This window comes from Cereibacter sediminicola, assembly GCF_007668225.1.
GTDB lineage: Bacteria > Pseudomonadota > Alphaproteobacteria > Rhodobacterales > Rhodobacteraceae > Cereibacter_A > Cereibacter_A azotoformans.
This window is the reverse complement of sequence record NZ_VDEK01000019.1, coordinates 19,504-35,270: the sequence shown is the minus strand read 5'-3', so window position 1 is coordinate 35,270 and position 15,767 is coordinate 19,504. Positions and strand designations below refer to the sequence as shown.

The 15,767-nt window shown below is 69.5% G+C and carries 16 protein-coding genes and 1 other annotated feature; of the genes, 9 read left to right on the top strand and 7 right to left on the bottom strand.

Annotated features, from left to right (window positions below; translation table 11 throughout):
- Positions 1-76: 76 nt before the first annotated feature.
- Positions 77-1,732, bottom strand: coding sequence for a methyl-accepting chemotaxis protein (locus FG154_RS13165; protein ID WP_145108675.1), 1,656 nt, complete (start codon positions 1,730-1,732; stop codon positions 77-79).
- 342 nt (positions 1,733-2,074) lie between these two features.
- Positions 2,075-2,130: a sequence feature (sul1 is cis-regulatory element that is thought to sense ions involved in sulfur or methionine metabolism; They are found in Alphaproteobacteria), on the top strand.
- Between the two features lie 270 nt (positions 2,131-2,400).
- Here FG154_RS13165 and FG154_RS13160 point away from each other — a divergent pair.
- From FG154_RS13160 to FG154_RS13130, 7 genes are all read left to right on the top strand, one after another.
- Positions 2,401-2,970, top strand: coding sequence for a serine O-acetyltransferase (locus FG154_RS13160; RefSeq protein WP_246100271.1), 570 nt, complete (start codon positions 2,401-2,403; stop codon positions 2,968-2,970).
- A gap of 27 nt (positions 2,971-2,997) precedes the next feature.
- The gene (locus tag FG154_RS13155; protein WP_145108669.1) at positions 2,998-3,309 is read left to right on the top strand and encodes a hypothetical protein; all 312 of its coding nucleotides are present in this window, start codon (positions 2,998-3,000) and stop codon (positions 3,307-3,309) included.
- The gene (locus FG154_RS13150; protein WP_145108666.1) at positions 3,306-4,001 is read left to right on the top strand and encodes an SDR family NAD(P)-dependent oxidoreductase; all 696 of its coding nucleotides are present in this window, start codon (positions 3,306-3,308) and stop codon (positions 3,999-4,001) included. The genes FG154_RS13155 and FG154_RS13150 overlap by 4 nt, the downstream gene beginning before the upstream one ends.
- Before the next feature lies 1 nt (position 4,002).
- The gene (locus FG154_RS13145; RefSeq protein ID WP_145108663.1) at positions 4,003-5,343 is read left to right on the top strand and encodes an ANL family adenylate-forming protein; all 1,341 of its coding nucleotides are present in this window, start codon (positions 4,003-4,005) and stop codon (positions 5,341-5,343) included.
- An 80-nt stretch (positions 5,344-5,423) separates the two neighbouring features.
- Positions 5,424-6,554, top strand: a complete 1,131-nt coding sequence (locus FG154_RS13140) for an MFS transporter (protein ID WP_145108660.1) — start codon at positions 5,424-5,426, stop codon at positions 6,552-6,554.
- A 125-nt stretch (positions 6,555-6,679) separates the two neighbouring features.
- Entirely contained in the window at positions 6,680-8,002 is a 1,323-nt protein-coding gene (locus tag FG154_RS13135; protein WP_145108657.1) for a hypothetical protein, read from the top strand.
- A 10-nt stretch (positions 8,003-8,012) separates the two neighbouring features.
- Positions 8,013-8,750, top strand: a complete 738-nt coding sequence (locus tag FG154_RS13130) for a COG3904 family protein (protein WP_145108654.1) — start codon at positions 8,013-8,015, stop codon at positions 8,748-8,750.
- Between the two features lie 17 nt (positions 8,751-8,767).
- Here the strand turns inward: FG154_RS13130 and FG154_RS13125 are convergent, their stop codons facing one another.
- The 3 genes from FG154_RS13125 to FG154_RS13115 all read right to left on the bottom strand — a co-directional run bounded on the left by FG154_RS13125 (position 8,768) and on the right by FG154_RS13115 (position 9,707).
- Positions 8,768-9,100, bottom strand: coding sequence for an SDR family NAD(P)-dependent oxidoreductase (locus FG154_RS13125; RefSeq protein ID WP_281282076.1), 333 nt, complete (start codon positions 9,098-9,100; stop codon positions 8,768-8,770).
- A complete protein-coding gene (locus FG154_RS13120) occupies positions 9,097-9,402 on the bottom strand; it encodes an FCD domain-containing protein (protein ID WP_246100265.1) in 306 nt (101 codons plus the stop codon). The genes FG154_RS13125 and FG154_RS13120 overlap by 4 nt, the downstream gene beginning before the upstream one ends.
- 77 nt (positions 9,403-9,479) lie before the next feature.
- The gene (locus tag FG154_RS13115) at positions 9,480-9,707 is read right to left on the bottom strand and encodes a GntR family transcriptional regulator (protein WP_186312359.1); all 228 of its coding nucleotides are present in this window, start codon (positions 9,705-9,707) and stop codon (positions 9,480-9,482) included.
- Between the two features lie 76 nt (positions 9,708-9,783).
- Between FG154_RS13115 and FG154_RS13110 the strand changes: the two genes are divergently transcribed.
- A complete protein-coding gene (locus tag FG154_RS13110) occupies positions 9,784-11,067 on the top strand; it encodes a glycerate kinase type-2 family protein (protein ID WP_145108645.1) in 1,284 nt (427 codons plus the stop codon).
- Positions 11,068-11,096: 29 nt separating this feature from the next.
- On the opposite strand, the gene FG154_RS13105 is transcribed toward FG154_RS13110, so the two are convergent.
- Positions 11,097-12,089, bottom strand: coding sequence for an NAD(P)H-binding protein (locus FG154_RS13105; RefSeq protein ID WP_145108642.1), 993 nt, complete (start codon positions 12,087-12,089; stop codon positions 11,097-11,099).
- A 126-nt stretch (positions 12,090-12,215) separates the two neighbouring features.
- On the bottom strand, positions 12,216-13,505 hold the full coding sequence (locus FG154_RS13100; protein WP_145108639.1) for a PQQ-dependent sugar dehydrogenase: 1,290 nt from the start codon (positions 13,503-13,505) through the stop codon (positions 12,216-12,218).
- Positions 13,506-13,730: 225 nt separating this feature from the next.
- On the opposite strand from FG154_RS13100, the gene FG154_RS13095 reads away from it, so the two are divergent.
- Positions 13,731-14,792, top strand: coding sequence for a YeeE/YedE family protein (locus tag FG154_RS13095; RefSeq protein WP_145108636.1), 1,062 nt, complete (start codon positions 13,731-13,733; stop codon positions 14,790-14,792).
- Here the strand turns inward: FG154_RS13095 and FG154_RS13090 are convergent.
- The gene (locus FG154_RS13090) at positions 14,789-15,691 is read right to left on the bottom strand and encodes an MBL fold metallo-hydrolase (RefSeq protein ID WP_145108633.1); all 903 of its coding nucleotides are present in this window, start codon (positions 15,689-15,691) and stop codon (positions 14,789-14,791) included. The genes FG154_RS13095 and FG154_RS13090 overlap by 4 nt on opposite strands.
- Positions 15,692-15,767: the final 76 nt, after the last annotated feature.

Here is a 15,767-nt window from a genome sequence, read left to right as displayed (position 1 = left end):
GCAGGCGCGGAGGACCACCCCGATGCAGCTTGCGCTGCGGCACGGGGTGATCGCCGCTTGCCTGGAACAGCAAGGATCAGCCGGTGCGCTGGAACGCTGTGTCCAGTTCGTCCATGTCGGTGTCGCCGATGTCGAAGTGGAACCCCTTCGGTTTTGAGGCGACCTGCAGGGCAGGCTTCCGCACCGCCGGCGGAACGGACTTCGGCGCGGGCTGAGGATCGCGGGCCGGCCGCTCTGATGCAACGTCGATCAGGAAGAACCCGACCGCGTCCTTGAGCTGGTCGGCTTCGGTGGACAGCTCTCCTGCTCCCTCGGCCAGAGCTTCCGCCGAGTGGCTGTTCTGCTGTGTCACCTGATCAAGCTGCTGGATCGCCAGCGCCACCTGTTGTGCCCCCGTAGACAGCTCGCGCGAGGCGACCGAGATCGAGGAGACAAGCGTGGAGGTGCGCTCGATGTCCGGCACCAGCCGCTCGAGCATCTCGCCCGCGGTGGAGGCGGCTGCAGAGGTCCGCGACGACAGCTGCGAGATTTCCGCGGCAGCGGACTGGCTCCGCTCGGCCAGCTTGCGCACCTCGGCCGCGACGACCGCAAAGCCCCGTCCGTGCTCGCCCGCGCGGGCGGCCTCGACAGCTGCGTTCAGGGCCAGAAGATCGGTCTGACGGGCGATCTCCTGCACGACGAGGATGCGTTCGGCAATCGCCCCCATGGCAGCCACCGCCTCGCGCACGGCACCGCCCGAGGCGCGCGCATCCTCGGCCGACTTGAGGGCGATCTCCTCGGTGCGGGAGGAGTTGTCCGCCGTCTGCCGGATGTTGGCGGCCATCTGCTCGACCGAGGCGGACGCCTCTTCCGTGGACGAGGCCTGTTCGCTGCTGCCCTGCGACAGCTGCTCGGATGTGGAGGCCATGATCCGGCTGTTGGCGGCCACCTGATTGGTGGCGAGTGTCACACGGCCGACGACCTCGCGCAGGCGGAGGATCATGGAGTTGCTCGCCTTGAGCAACTGCGCAATCTCGTCCGAGCCCTGGTCATCGGCCAGCGTGGTCAGGTCGCCGCGGGCCACCCGTTGCGTCAGGTCCAGTGTCCGCCGAAGGCCGCGCGCGATCGAGGCTGTCACGAGCGTCGCGGCGATCGTCCCGAACAGCACCCCTGCCAGGGCAAGCAGGGACAGGTTGAGCACGCTCGCCGTCAGATCCCGGCTGGCAGAGGCGGTCGCCGCCGCCATCTGGTTGCTGTAGGTGCTGCGGAACGCCTCGAGATTGGCGGCGAGCTTCTCCATTCCCTGTCGTGCGTCAGTGGCGAGCAGGCGCGAGGCGGTCGCCGTCTCGCCCCGATCGGCAAGCTCGAACACGCGGTTGTTGATCGCCGCAGCGGCCTTGCGCTGCTCGGCATAGGCGATGATCATCGGCATCCCCGCATCGTCGGCAAGGAGTTCCAGCCGCTCGATGCTTGCGCTCATGTCGGCCCGCAGTTGAACGATGTCCTGTTTCAGTGCGGCGCGTTCCGCGGCATCCTGAGCGGTCACATAGTCCCGCAGGATGACATTGAACTGTGTCTGCTGGATCTCGAGCCGGCTCGCGGCTTCGACGCGCGCGGCCTGCGTCTCGACGATGGTCTGCACCAGTTGATTCGAGTTTCGCAGGTCGAGAATACCCAGCACGGTTCCGGCCCCCATGAGCAGGAAGACCAGAAGGAAGGTAACGGCCAGCTTGATCTTGATGTTCAGTTTCATGTGAGCCTGTCTTTGCCACGTCCCAAGGCCCATAACGTCGGGAAAACCTTTAGTTGTAGTTTCCAGTCTTGCAGGGTGTCGGGCGCCCGGGCGGGAGAATGCGGACAATCTGCGACAATAGGCCCCTTGGCGAGCGCCCCGAATCGCCAGCCGCCGGTTGTGGCTTTCATGCCCGCCTGAAAAAGGGGAATACTCTACCCGACCATTCGGACAGTAGGGCGACAACATCCTGTGCGCCCGACCTTTTTCGGCGATGCCACGGGTGGCGGTCCTGGCCCTCCGGCCGCGATTGTCGTTAAAGGGTTGTCACACGGGATGAGCGCGCTACCCTGCTTTCCATCGCTTGGACCCGGTGCGATTCCGGGTGGCTATTCCGGCCGCTGATCCGCCGGACAACGCTGATTTGCTTTGATCTGATGCTGTAGGTTCAACATCGGACGCGGTTCCCTGCGGTTTTTCCAAGAGGGCAGGGACCATGCCAGACATGACGATCTTTTGTCGCATTATGCGAAAGCGTCCCTGCATTTTCGGGCCGCAGCCGCCATGTCGGTCGAAGCGAGATTCGCTTGGTGAGCATGACAGATAACGCTGATTTGACTGCACGGGATTTGAACAGGGATTTGGCAGCGCCGCGAAACGTTTACTCGCGCGAGCATGACTTGGAGCGTATGCTCGAGCAGCCGTTCGACGGAGACGAGGCGGCGCTCATCCGCCGGGTCGGTTTCCGCTTCCTCATTGGCGAGGATTTCCGGGCGCACGGGCGCGATCCGTTCGCGCCGGGTCTTCACACTCTCTGGGTCCATCGGGTGGGGGTTCATGCGCAGAACCTGCGCGCGCCTCTCCGCCAGCTTGCCCGCGTCTTTCACCGGGCAGGCCAGCTCTTCTGCCGCAACATCTACGGGATCGAGCTGGAGGACACGGTCCGCGTGGGCCGGCGGCTCGAGATCGGGCACCAGAGCGGGATCGTGATCCACCGCTATGCCACCATCGGCCACAACTGCGTGATCCGGCAGAACGTGACGTTCGGCGTCGGCACCGATTGGACGGAGGGCCGGGGGCCGGTGATCGGAAACAGCGTGCGCTTTGGCGTGGGCACGGTGGTCATGGGCAACGTGACCATCGGCAACAACGTCACCATCGGCCCGAACTGCGTGATCTCGGCGGATGTGCCGTCGGACTGCACGCTGTTCGTGCCGCCGCCACGGGTTCTGCCCAAGGCGAAGCCGGACAATTGCTGACGAACCTTTTTCATGGAGGATATTTCGATGAACGTGGACAAGAGCCAGCTGCTCAAGGCCCTTCAGAATGCGGTCGAGGAGGTGAACCTGTCGCTTCCGGCCGACCGGCAGATCTCGTCGGACCCCGACGCCGTCCTGTATGGAGAGGGCAGCCCGCTCGACTCGCTCGGACTGGTCAATTTCGTCATGGCGGCCGAGCAGCATGTGGGCGACGAGACGGGCCTCGACATCGTGCTGGCCTCGGAGTCGGCCATGTCGCGCAAGCGCAGCCCCTACCGCAGTCTGCGCAGCCTGGCTGACTATGCGGCCGACATCGCGGCCGAGGCCGACGCTGCATGAGCGGGGTGATCGCGATCACCGGGACACGCAAGGGCATCGGCCGGGCCTTGTCCGAGACCTACCTCGGGCGCGGCTGGACCGTCGTCGGCTGCTCGCGCGATGCAAGCGACCTCGCCCACGAGCGCTACCGCCACTACGAGCTTGATGTGGCGGACGAGCGGGCGGTGGCCGGCATGATGCAGGACGTCCGCCGGCGGGAGGGCCGTCTCGACGCGCTGCTGAACAATGCGGGCATCGCGTCGATGAACCATGTGCTGCTGACGCCGGGCCGGACGGTGCAGCGCGTCTTCGCCACCAACGTGCTGGGAACGTTCCTGTTCTGCCGCGAGGCGGCCAAGCTCATGGGGCGGCATCGGTTCGGCCGGATCGTCAATTTCGCGACGGTGGCCACGCCGCTCAAGCTGGAGGGAGAGGCGGCCTATGCGGCCTCCAAGGCGGCGGTCGTGTCCCTGACCGAGGTTCTCGCCCGCGAGTTGGCGCCAATGGGCATCACCGTGAACGCCGTGGGCCCGACGCCGGTGCCTACCGATCTTGTGGGCGCCGTCCCCGAGGAGAAGATGAGCGCGCTGATCGCCCGGCAGGCCATTCCGCGCTATGGCACGATGGAGGACGTCCTGAACGTCTGCGACTTCTTCCTGCGGCCCGAGTCCGATTTCGTGACGGGCCAGACGATCTATCTGGGGGGTGTCTGACATGGCCGACGCCCTCGGCATCCTGCTCGACCCGATGCGGGCCGCGGGCGGGAAGGTGGCGATCGTCGAGCCGGACGGAACCGAGATCAGCCACGCCGCCCTTCTGCAGAGGATCGAGGAGGCGACCGGACGGCTGGCCGCCGCGCAGGTGCCGCGCGGGGCTTCGGTCCAGCTGTGCGGCGATTTCAGCGCGGCGGCCGTGGCCTGGCTGCTTGCGCTCTGGCGGCACGGGTCGGTTGTCACGCCGGTGGCCCCGAGCAGCGCCGAACGGCAGGAGGAGTTCGCCACGGTGGCCGATGCAGGCTGGCGCGTCGAGGCGGCCGCCGAGCGTCTGATCCCGCTCGGCGGCGCCTCGCGTCACCCGTTGATCGAGAGGCTCAGGCGTGAGGACGCGCCGGGTCTCGTGATCTTCACCTCGGGCACAACCGGGGCGCCAAAGGGGGCTGTCCATGACGTGCGTCGGCTGTTGTCCAAGTTTGCGGCGCAGGGCAAGGATCTGGTGACGCTGGCCTTCCTGCTCTTCGACCACATCGCTGGCATCGACACGTTGCTTTACGCGCTGGCGAACGGCTCGACCCTCGTCTGTCTGCCCGACAGGTCCGTGCCGACGGTGATCGACCGGATCGCCCGCCACGGCGTCGAGGTGCTGCCGACGGCGCCCTCGTTCCTCAACCTCCTCCTGTTGAACGGCGGGCCCGACCTTCGGCTGCCCAGCCTGCGTGTCGTCACCTATGGTGCCGAGATGATGCCGCAGGCGCTGCTGGAGCGGGTGGCCGATGCCTTCCCGGCGGCGCGGCTGGTCCAGAAATACGGCACGTCCGAGCTGGGGGCCCTGCGGTCACGCTCGGACGGGGGCCGGTCGCGCTGGATCCGGCTCGATGGCGCGGGCGCATCCTGGCGGGTGCGGGAGGGCCTTCTTGAGATCCGCACCGAGACTGCCATGCTGGGATACCTCAACGCGCCCAGCCCCTTCACCGAGGATGGCTGGTATCGCACCGGCGATCTCGTCGAGGCGGACGGCGACCGGCTGCGCTTTCTCGGCCGATCGGGCGACATGATCAACGTGGGCGGCCAGAAGGTCTTTCCCGCCGAGGTCGAGGGCGCGATCTTGGCTCTGCCAGGCGTGGCCGAAGCGGCGGTCTACGGGATGCCCCACGCGCTGCTCGGCACGGCGGTCTGTGCCCGCGTCCGAATGGAGGACCCCCGCCTCTCCGCCTCCGAGATCCGCACACTTGTCCGCAAGGGCTTGTCAGGGCGGCTGGAGCCCTACAAGATCCCGCAGAAGATCGAGGTGACGACGGAGACGCTGACCACGGATCGGTTCAAGCAGAAGCGCGGCTGACGCGCGTGCCGCATCCGCAGGGGTGGGGCGATGACCCCCTTTGCGTCGATGGACGCCTCTCCCATGCGAGCCCCTCGCCCTTGACCTCCGCCAATACGTCCGACACCCGCCTTGCCACCCGTCTCGCCTTCTTTGCGGCGGGCTTTGCCATGTCCTGCTGGGCGCCGCTTGTGCCCTTTGCCAAGGCCCGCTCGGGCGTGGATGAGGCGCAGCTTGGCCTCCTGCTCCTGTGCCTCGGGATCGGCTCGCTGATCGCCATGCCCGTCACCGGCTGGGTCAGCGCGCGCAGCGGCTCGCGCCCGATGATCCTCCTGGGGGGGATCGGGATGGCCCTCTGCCTGCCCGTCCTGGCCGCCGCGGGGCAGCCGTGGCTGCTGGCGCTGGCGCTGCTCCTGTTCGGCGCGTCGCTCGGCACGCTCGACGTGGCGATGAACGTGCATGCGGTGGCGGTCGAGCGGGAGTCGGACCGGCCGCTGATGTCCGGGTTTCACGCGCTCTTCAGCGTGGGCGGCTTTGGAGGGGCGGGGCTTGTCACCCTCATGCTGTCACAGGGCCTGTCGCCCCTTGCGGCGGCCGGCGTGGGAAGCGCGGTGGCGTTGGCGGCCGTGCTCGGCGCCGCCCCGAGGCTCTTGCGCGCGCAGGGCGGCGAGCCGCCCAAGCTCGCCGTGCCCCGGGCGGCGGTCCTCCTGCTCGCCGGCCTCGCCGCCATCACCTTCCTCGTCGAGGGCGCACTTCTGGACTGGGGGGCGCTTCTCCTTGTGGGGCGGGGGCTGGTCGAGCCCGCCGGGGGCGGCCTTGGCTACATGCTCTTCTCGATCGCAATGACCGTGGGACGGTTGACCGGAGACCGGATCGTGATGGTCCTGGGCGACCGGCGCGTGCTGGTGCAGGGCGGCCTTCTGACGCTGGCAGGTTTTGCCATCCTCCTCTCGTGGGATTGGCGGCCGGGGGCGCTGGCGGGCTTCGTGCTGATCGGGCTGGGGGCGTCGAACATCGTGCCGGTGCTCTTCAGCCTTGCCGGACGCCAGACCGTCATGCCGCCCGCGCTGGCGATCGCCGCCGTCACGACCACCGGCTATGCCGGTATCCTGGCCGGGCCGGCGCTGATCGGCTTCGCCTCGCACCTGACAAGCCTGCCCTTTGCCTTCTGGATGCTGGCCGCCCTCATGGCCTTCATCCCCGCAACGGCGAGGATCGTGGCGGCGCGATGAGCCGCCCCTCGCAACTTCTTGAAGAGGCGTGAAGGGGATGCACCTTCGCCGAGGCCATCGCGCAGCATAGATCGGCCTTCGCGCGGAGCCCTCCGACGCCGAGCCTTGCACGGAAGGTTGAGCGCATGCCCGACACCCCTACCGAGATGCAGCAGGGCCCCCTGCGGCCCGCAGGTCAGCCGGAACCGGCCGCCCCGGATCATCGTCCCGAGACGGGGATGCGCATGCCTCTCGAGCGGTCGGGTGCCCGTCATGCGCGGGAGCTGGAGCGGCACCTCGGCTGGCTTGACAGTTTCACCGGGGTGGCGCTGGGAGTGCTGGCGGCGGCGTCCGGCATCTACACCTATCTCGGCGTGCGGACGCTGCTCGACGACACCGGCGCCTGGACGACCTTCGCGGCCCTCTCCTATTCCATTGCGGTCTCGGTCGGGATCTTCGTTTTCTGGTCCTACATGATGCGGCTGTTGCCCGCGATGCGCAGCGCCTCGTCCCGCATCGGGCTGCTGTGCTCGATGGCCCTTGGCAGCCTTGCCATCGTCGCCATGTCCTCGTGGCTCAACGCGGCGGCGCTGGCCGGGGCGGCGGCGGTCGAGCAGCATCTGGCGGTGACGGTGCAGGATTATCAGGCCTCGCTGGAGCGCGCCCATGCCAACGCGATCGCGGGTCAGAGCCTCGGGCGCGACGTCGCGCGGGTGAGGCAGAGCTTCGGCGACCTCTCCGAGCAGGAGGCGACGGGCGACCTTTCGGGCTTCGCCGGGCGCGGGGCCGTCTTCCGCGTCCTGACCCAGAAGGCCGCAGAGCTTGCGGCGCTCGAGACGCAGATCGGGGCGCAGGATGCGCCGGTGGCGGCGGCCTTCGCCGAAGGCAACGCCATCCTCAGCCGGATGCGGGCCCTGACGGTGGAGGCAGGGCCGGTCGAGCAGCGTTCGGTGCGGTTCTCGGAAGAAGCGGTGCGGCTTGCTGGCATCGTGGCGCAGCTCAGGCAGCTGAACGTCGCGCCGCTGGTGGCGCGGGCCGCGCAGGATCTGGCCGAATCCGTCGTGCTTCCCGAACTCGACGGGGGATCGGACCTCGCCCGGTCGAGCCAGGCCAGCACCATCGACTCGGTCCTCTCGCTTCTGCGCCAGCGGGCCGAGACGCTGCGCGGTGCCGCCGCCGAGGTCGAGGCGCTGCCCGCGACAGAGGAAACGATCTATACTCCGATCTCGGCCGCCGATGCCGTGATCCGCTACGCCGGAAATTTCGTGCCCAGCTGGGCCGGAGCGATCGCCATCGACCTTCTGCCGGCGGTGCTCGTCTTCATCGTGATGGTGACACAGGCGGCCATCCGGGCAGGGCGCGGCGAGGGGATGTCGGAAGAGACGATGACGGTGGCCGAATTGCGGGCCGCATTGGCGGCCGCCCGGCTTCTGCAGGACGCCGACGCGCACCGGGATGCGGACCGGTGAGGGCTCTTGCGTGACGGCTCCCGCCCCGCCGCGCCGGGCCATCTGGGCCATGCTGATCCTTCAGGTGGCGATCGGGGCCGCGCTGATTGGCATGGACCTGGCCCGGCCCGCGCCGCCGTCTCCGGCCGATCTCTTCGCCCCGGCCACGGTGCCCCAGATGCGGCCCTATCGCCCCGACCTTCGCCCGGCGCCCGGCACCGACGGGCCGCAGATGCGGCCGATGCCCGCCCGTCTCGAGTTTGCGCACGAAGACGGCCGGGTTAGTGTCATCGGGCAGATTGCGCAGGGTGACGCTGCCCGCTTTGCCCGGTTCCTCGAGGAGCAGGCCGTGCGGCCCGGAACGGTCGCGCTCGACAGTTCGGGCGGGGTCGTCGCCGAGGCGCTGCTGATCGGCCGGCAGATCCGCGCGCTCGGGGCCGCGACGGAGGTGGGCGGCGGTGCTGTCTGCCTGTCGGCCTGCCCCTATCTGCTGGCGGGCGGTGATCCGCGCCGGGTGCGGCCTGGCGGGCTCGTCGGGGTGCACCAGCATTACTTCGGCGAGAACAGCCTGCTGCCCGCCTTCCTCGCCGTCGAGGATGTGCAGCGCGGTCAGGCCGAGGTCATGCGCTATCTCGACCGGATGGGCATCGACCCGCGGCTGATGATGCACGGGATGGAGACGCCCGCGCGCGAGATCTACATCCTCGACGCCGAGCGGATGGAGGAGTTGCGGCTGGTGACCGAGCCGGTGCAGGCCGCCGCGGAGTGACCCGGGCAAGGATTGTGTCAGGCAATCATCCGCGTATCGCCGCAGACCGAAAGGCTTTGGCCCGACACGAAGCGCCCGAGGGGTGACGGGCGAGACACCTCGGCCTCCACGTCGGCGCAGCTCTGGCCGCGGCTCTGGGCCTTGGCCTCGAGCACCCGGCGCTGGCGGTCGCCCGCCACAAGACCCGGCAGGATGGCGTTGACGCGGATGCCGGCCTCGCCCAACTCGATCGTAAGCGACTTCGTGAGGCCGATCACCCCCCATTTGCCCGCGGCATAGGGAGCGCGGAGCGCAAATCCCGTCCGTCCGGCGAAGGAGGAGAGGTTCACGATGGAGAGCCCTCTGGTCAAGGGATGGCGGCCGCCTCGGCATCGCCAGCCTCCAGGACCGCGACAAGCTGGCCGTGCGCCACGATGGAATGTTCCGCGCGACTGCCACCCGTCCGGGCGCCGATGCCGAGCGAGATCAGCGGCCCGGCCCGCAGCCATGCCGTGCCGATCATCTGGCGCATCGTGGGCAACCGTGCGGCGTCATAAAGCGCGAAATTCAGAAGCCGGTTGGTCATCAGCGCCGCCGAGCGGTTGCCCAAGCCCATCTCGTCCCGGAACTGCACATGAAGCGCGCGGATGCCGGCCACCTCGTCCGGCAGCATCCGCTCGACGGCCAGCCGCGCCGCCTCGCGTTCGAGCAGCAGGCGGGTACGGGTAAGTTCGCGAAACTCGTCCTAAGTCATGCGGGGCACCTCGACCGCGCGATTCTTGCGCACCGAAAGCGCGCCCTGCGCCACGAGGCGGCCGCTTCCCGTACCGGCATGGTCGAGCCCCCGAGTTCGTCCGCAAGCTCTCGGATCGAGGTCAGGCTGTCCGGCTTGAGCGTGCTGTCGAGCAGCGTTCGGCAGATCGCGTCATAGACCTGAGGGCGGCGCTGAAGGGCGGCGATCAGGTGAACTTCTGACACGTCCTGTTGCCTTGGCCGGATCGGGCTGGAATGGTGGGCGGAACGGCCGGTGTGGCCGGGGTGCTGGAGGCGCGAGATGACGGACTGGAACGACGCCACGGCCGCGGCCTTCCTGCGCGGGCTCTTTGCCCGTGCGGTGGAGGCGTCTCAGCCCGGAGCGCGCATTCCGCCGCTTCTGCCGCCTCCGCCGGCGGGGCATATCCTCGTTCTGGGCGCGGGGAAGGCCGCCGTGGGCATGGCGCGCGCGGTGGAGGAGCATTATGCCGCCTTTCCGCGCCTCTCGGGCCTCGTCATCACGCGGCACGGGCAGGGGGGTGACGGCTCGCTGCGCCGGATTGCGCTGCGCGAGGCGGCCCATCCGGTTCCCGATGCCGCCGGTATCGCGGCGACCGCCGAGCTTCTGGCGCTGACCGAGGGGCTAGGCCCCGACGATCTGGTGATCGCCGTCATCTCGGGGGGGGCCTCGGCGCTGATGGTGGCGCCGCTTCCGGGGCTGGCTCTGGAGGACAAGGTGGAGCTGAACCGGGCGCTGCTGGCCTCGGGCGCGACCATCGCCGAGATGAACTGCCTGCGCCGGCACCTCAGCCGGGTCAAGGGGGGCAGGCTCGCCGCGGCCTGTGCACCGGCGCGGGTGGTGGCGCTGCTTGTCTCGGACGTGCCGGGGGACGATCCCAGCGTCATCGCGTCAGGGCCCTGTCATGCGGATCTGACGACGGTCGAGGATGCAAGCGCGGTGCTGCGTCGGCTGGGGCTGGACCTGCCACGGATTGAGGCGGCGTTGGACACCGAGGGCGCCGAGAGCGTCAAGCCGGGTGATCCGAGGCTGGGCCGGGTCGAGAGCCATATCGTCTGCTCGCCGCAGATGGCGCTGGAGGCTGCGGCCGAGGCCGGACGCGCCGAGGGGCTCGCCGTCCATGTCCTGGGCGATGCGCTGGAGGGGGAAGCGCGTGAGGCGGGGCGGGTTCTCGCCGGGCTCGCCCGACAGGTCGTGCTTCGCAATCAACCGTTTGCGCGTCCCTGCCTGCTGCTTTCCGGCGGCGAGACGACCGTGTCGATCCGTGGTCCCGCGGGCATCGGTGGGCGCAATGTCGAGTTCCTGCTCGCCTATCTGCTGGACGCGCGCGATCTTCCGGGTTGGGCGCTTGCGGCCGATACGGACGGGGTCGATGGCGCGGCCGAGGTGGCCGGCGCGGTGGGCGGGGCGGCGCTTCTGGGTGCGGCGCGCGCGGCCGGGCTCGATCCGGCCGAGGCGCTGGCCGGGCATGACGCCCACAGCTTCTTTGCCGCGCTCGGCGCGCAGGTGGTGACGGGGCCGACCGGCACCAACGTCAACGACTTCCGCGCGATCCTCTTGCCCTGACGGCCGCGGTCCGCCGGCCGGGCCACCCGTCAGAACACAGCGTGCTCGCCCAGATCGACGGTCGCTTCTCCGCGCAGGAGGCGGGTGTAGAACTCCTCCAGCGTCTCCTGGCCGAAGGAGGGGGTGGCGTCGGCGTCGTAGCGTCCCGTCGCCGGATCGAGGAGCAGCATGGACTCGGTGGCGTAATAGCGGCCGATGCGCGCCAGTTCGGCCTTGTCGCGCAGCTTCGGCGCCACTCGCCCGAGCGTCGAGAGGACTGCGATGATCGTGTCGAGCAGCGCGACCGGCACATGCCGGACCTTCGGCTCTCGCCCCGCCAGGCGGAACAGCATCTCGGCCTGCGCCCGGGGCGTAAGGGCGGGGCCGGGGCCGCCGATGGGCAGGATCCGGTTTCTCAGGGCCGGATCCTCGAGGCAGAGCGCCATGTAGCGGCCCAGATCGTCGTCGCTGATCGGCTTGCAGGCGGTCAGCTCTCCGTTGCCGAAGACGAGGAAGGGGCGGCCCTCCTGCACCCGCTTCACCTGCCCGGACAGCGACTTGAAGAAGGCCGTGGGGCGCACGATCGACCAGTCGAGACCCGAGCGCATCAACTCGTCCTCGAAGGCGAGCTTGGCCTGCTGGAAGGCGAGAAGGGGACGTTGCACACAGATCGCCGAGAGCAGGGCGACCTGCCTCACGCCGGCCGCGCGGGCCGCGGCGAGCGCGTCGGAATGGGCCTTGTGGTCGATGGCCCAGGCGTCGCGGGGGACGCCGGTGCGCGAGGCGAGGCAGGAGACGAGCGCGTCGAACCGCTCGTTCTGAAAACCGTCGCGGGCAAGCGACAGGGGGTCGGTGACGTCGCCGTAGCGCAGGATCGCGCCATCCGGCAGGTCGAGGCGCCCGCCGGAGGCGCGGGGCCGGAGGAAGCAGACCACCTCATGTCCGCGGGCGAGGAGGGCCCTGACGGTCGCGCGGCCGATCGTGCCCGTAGCGCCGAGCATGAAGATGCGGCGGGGTTCGGGGCGGGCGGCGGGCTCGATCATCGTGGCAGTCCTTGCGGCATGGAACCCCCGGCCGGATCAGCCGGGGATCAACCGGACCAGTCTAGGCGGGCCGCGCGGTCGCCAGAAGGGGACGTAGGGTCGCGTTGACCGCGAGGCCGCGCCCTCTCACGCCCCCGTCACGCGCCAGATCACGTCGCCCACATCGTCCGCGAGCAGGAGGGACCGGCCGTCCGGGCCCACCGCGACGCCAACGGGGCGGCCATAGGCAAGCTTTTCGTCGGGCGAGAGGAAGCCCGTGAGGATGTCGCGGGGCGGACCCGAGGGGCGGCCATTCGCGAAGGGCACGAAGATCAGCCGATAGCCGCTCAGCTTGGAGCGGTTCCATGAGCCGTGCTGGCCGATGGCCATTCCGCCCGGATAGCCGGGCAAGGTCCCCGGCGGCACCCAGCACAGGCCGAGCGAGGCTGTATGCCCGCCAAGCGCATAGTCGGGCGTGATCGCGCGCGCCACCATCGCCGGATCCTGGGGCACGCGATCGTCCACGATGCGGTTCCAGTAGCAGTAGGGCCAGCCGTAGAAGCCTCCTTCCTCGACCGAGGTCAGATAGTCGGGAGGTGTCTCGTCGCCCAGCCCGTCGCGCTCGTTCACCACGGTCCAGAGGACGCGGGTCGCGGGCTCCCACGCCAGCCCCACCGGGTTGCGCAGGCCCGAGGCGTAGATCCGCGAGTTGCCCGAGGCCAGGTCAAGCTCCCAGATCGCGGCGCGGCCCTCTTCCGCCTCCATCCCGTCGTCGCCGATGTTGCTGAGCGAGCCCACGCCCGCATAGATCCGGCGGCCGTCGGGCGAGACGATCAGGCTGCGCGTCCAGTGCCCGCCAGGCTTGAAGGTCACGAGCTTGCGGCCCTCGCCCTCGAGGCGCGTTGCGCCCTCGCGGTAGGGGAAGGCCACGATGCCGTCGGTGTTGCCGACATAGAAGGTGTCGCCGACCAGCGCCATGCCGAAGGGCTGGTTCTGGCCCACAAGGAAGGTCTCGCGCTGCGTGGTCTCGCCGCTCTGCCCGCTGTCGCGCAGGAGCGTGATGCGGTTCGGGCTGTCGCCGAGGGCGCGCGCCCGCCGCATGGTGGCCTGTGCCGCGCGATCCAGGAGGCTCTTGGGGGGCGTGGGGATCTGGCGCGCTTCGGCCACGAGAACGTCCCCGTTGGGCAGGACCTCGATCCAGCGGGGATGCTCGAGCCCCGTGGCAAAGGCGTTGACCTTCAGGCCGGGCGCCGGCGTGGGCAGGTGTCCCGGTGCCCAGCCGTGCGCAGCGGGCATCTTGAGCGTCATGATCCCCTGTTTCCTGGCCTCGGGGATGGCGGGGCTTTCCCCCACCGCCTGGGTGCCGGGCGAGCCGAACCGCCTCATCAGGACCATCGTGTTGCCGACGATGGAGGTCGCACGCGCCAGAAAATCCATGTCATGTCCTCGAGCTTTGACCGAAAGGCTAGCACCGCCCGCCACTTGGTCAATCAGAGAAGTTGCCTGCGGCCGCGAGTTCGCCGCTGCGTCACCCGCGGGGCCGCTGGCGGAGGATGAAGGCGCGGGCGAGCGGAGGTATCCGCCCCTTGATGGGGCTGATCCAGATCAACAAGGGCCACAGGCGGTGTGATGTAGCATCGCGCATCAACCGGGGAGGGTGCCATGGATGTCGTGCCGCTCGTGGATCTCTTGGGAGAGGCGCGGACATCGGCCCTCTTCGGCTTGCTAACCGGGATCGTCTTCGGGATCGCCGCGCAGCGGTCCGCCTTCTGCCTGCGGGCGGCCACGGTCGAGTTCGCCCGCGGCCAGTTCGGGCAGCGGATGGCGGTCTGGCTGCTGACCTTCTCGACGGCGCTGGTCTGGGTGCAGGCGGCCGGGGCCCTCGGCTTCTTCCGGGCGGACGAGGCGCGGATGATGGCCGTCACCGGCTCCTGGTCGGGGGCGATCCTCGGGGGCTTTCTCTTCGGGGCCGGCATGGTGCTGGCCCGCGGCTGCTCGGGGCGGCTTCTGGTGCTGGCGGCGACGGGGAACCTGCGCTCGGTGGTAGCCGGGCTGATCTTTGCCGTGGTGGCGCAGATGTCGCTGCACGGCTGGCTTGCGCCCTTGCGCGACTGGCTCGCGCGGCTGTGGGTGACGCCGGCGGGGCGGAACGTGGATCTGCTCGATCTGCTGGGCATGCCTCGCGCGACGGGCCTCGTGCTGGGGCTTGGGCTTGCGGGCTTTGCGCTGTGGCTTGCACGCAGGAACAGGATCGGTGTCTCGACCCTCGTCTTCGCCTCGGGCGTGGGCTTCGCCGCGGCCCTTGGCTGGGTGCTGACCTACAGCCTCGCGCAGGTCAGCTTCGAGCCCGTGGCGGTCACCTCGGCGACCTTCAGCGGGCCCTCGGCGAACACGCTCATGTTCTTTCTGGTGCCGAACCCCGAGTTCGGCTTCGACGTGGGGCTTGTGCCGGGCGTATTCCTGGGCGCGCTGATCGCCGCGGGCTTTGCGCGAGAGCTGAAGTTCCAGGGTTTCGATGGTGCGCCGGCCATGCGGCGGGCGATGATCGGCGCGGTCCTGATGGGCTTCGGTGCGATGCTCGCGGGTGGCTGCGCGATCGGGGCGGGCGTCTCGGGAACCTCGATCTTCGTGGCGACGGCCTGGCTCGCACTTCTCTGCATGTGGATCGGCGCCGTCCTGACCGATCTGGTCGTCGATCAGGCGTCGCGGCCCGCCATCGCCTAGCCCGGCAGGTAGCGGTAGCCCTCCTTCGTCCGCTCGACCCGGCCGATCCCGCCCTCGGGCAGGTGAAAGCCCACGAGGATCAGGCCGTCCGCCGACAACTGATCGAGAAGCCCCACGCGCGTTTCGGCCGCAAGCTCGGCATCCTGATCCGAGGGCGAGCGCCATTCCGGCCGCTCGAAGTTGACATGAGCGTTCGCCAGGGCGTCGCCCGCGATCATCATGGGGTCCGGCCCGTCGATCAGGAAGGCCATGTGGCCGGGCGTGTGGCCCGGGGTGAGACGGGCCGTGACGCCCGGCAGCACCGCCTCGCCATCCTCGAACAGCGAGATCCGGTCGGCGATGGTCTCAAGCCGCCGCCGCGCGCCTGCGGCAAAGCTCTGCCGCGCCTCGCCGATCGCCGAGGCCGTGTCGGGGTCCATCCAGTAGTCGAACTCGGCCCGCCCCATCATGTGCCGGGCGTTGGCAAAGAGCGGCTCGTCGAACTCATCCAGCAGCCCCCAGAGATGATCCGGGTGGCCGTGGGTGAAGAGGACATGGGTGATTTCCTCGGGCGACAGATCGAGCGCGTCCAGCGCCTCGGACAGCCGGCCCGCCGTCGGCATGAAATCCGCGCCCGCGCCCACGTCGAACAGGATGGTGCGGCCGCCGTCGCGCAGGAGGGTCACGTTGCACGGCGGCTCGACCGCGCCGCCCGCCACGCCGTGACGGGCGAGGATCGGCGCCAGTTCCGCCTTGGGCATGTCGCCGAAAAGGAAGTCGGTGGGCAGCACCAGATGCCCGTCCGAGAGGGTCTCGACCTGCATCGTCCCGCTTTCGATGCGGCTGGCGGACCAGAGGCGCTGCGGCAGGGCGATCCCCGCGGCGGCGGTGGCGAGAAAGTGGCGGCGCGAGACGATCATGGCGGGCCTTTCCGTCTGGAGATGGCAAGCGGCGGCCCCTTTCACGGGCCGCCGCTGCGGGGGCGTTCGCGGCGGG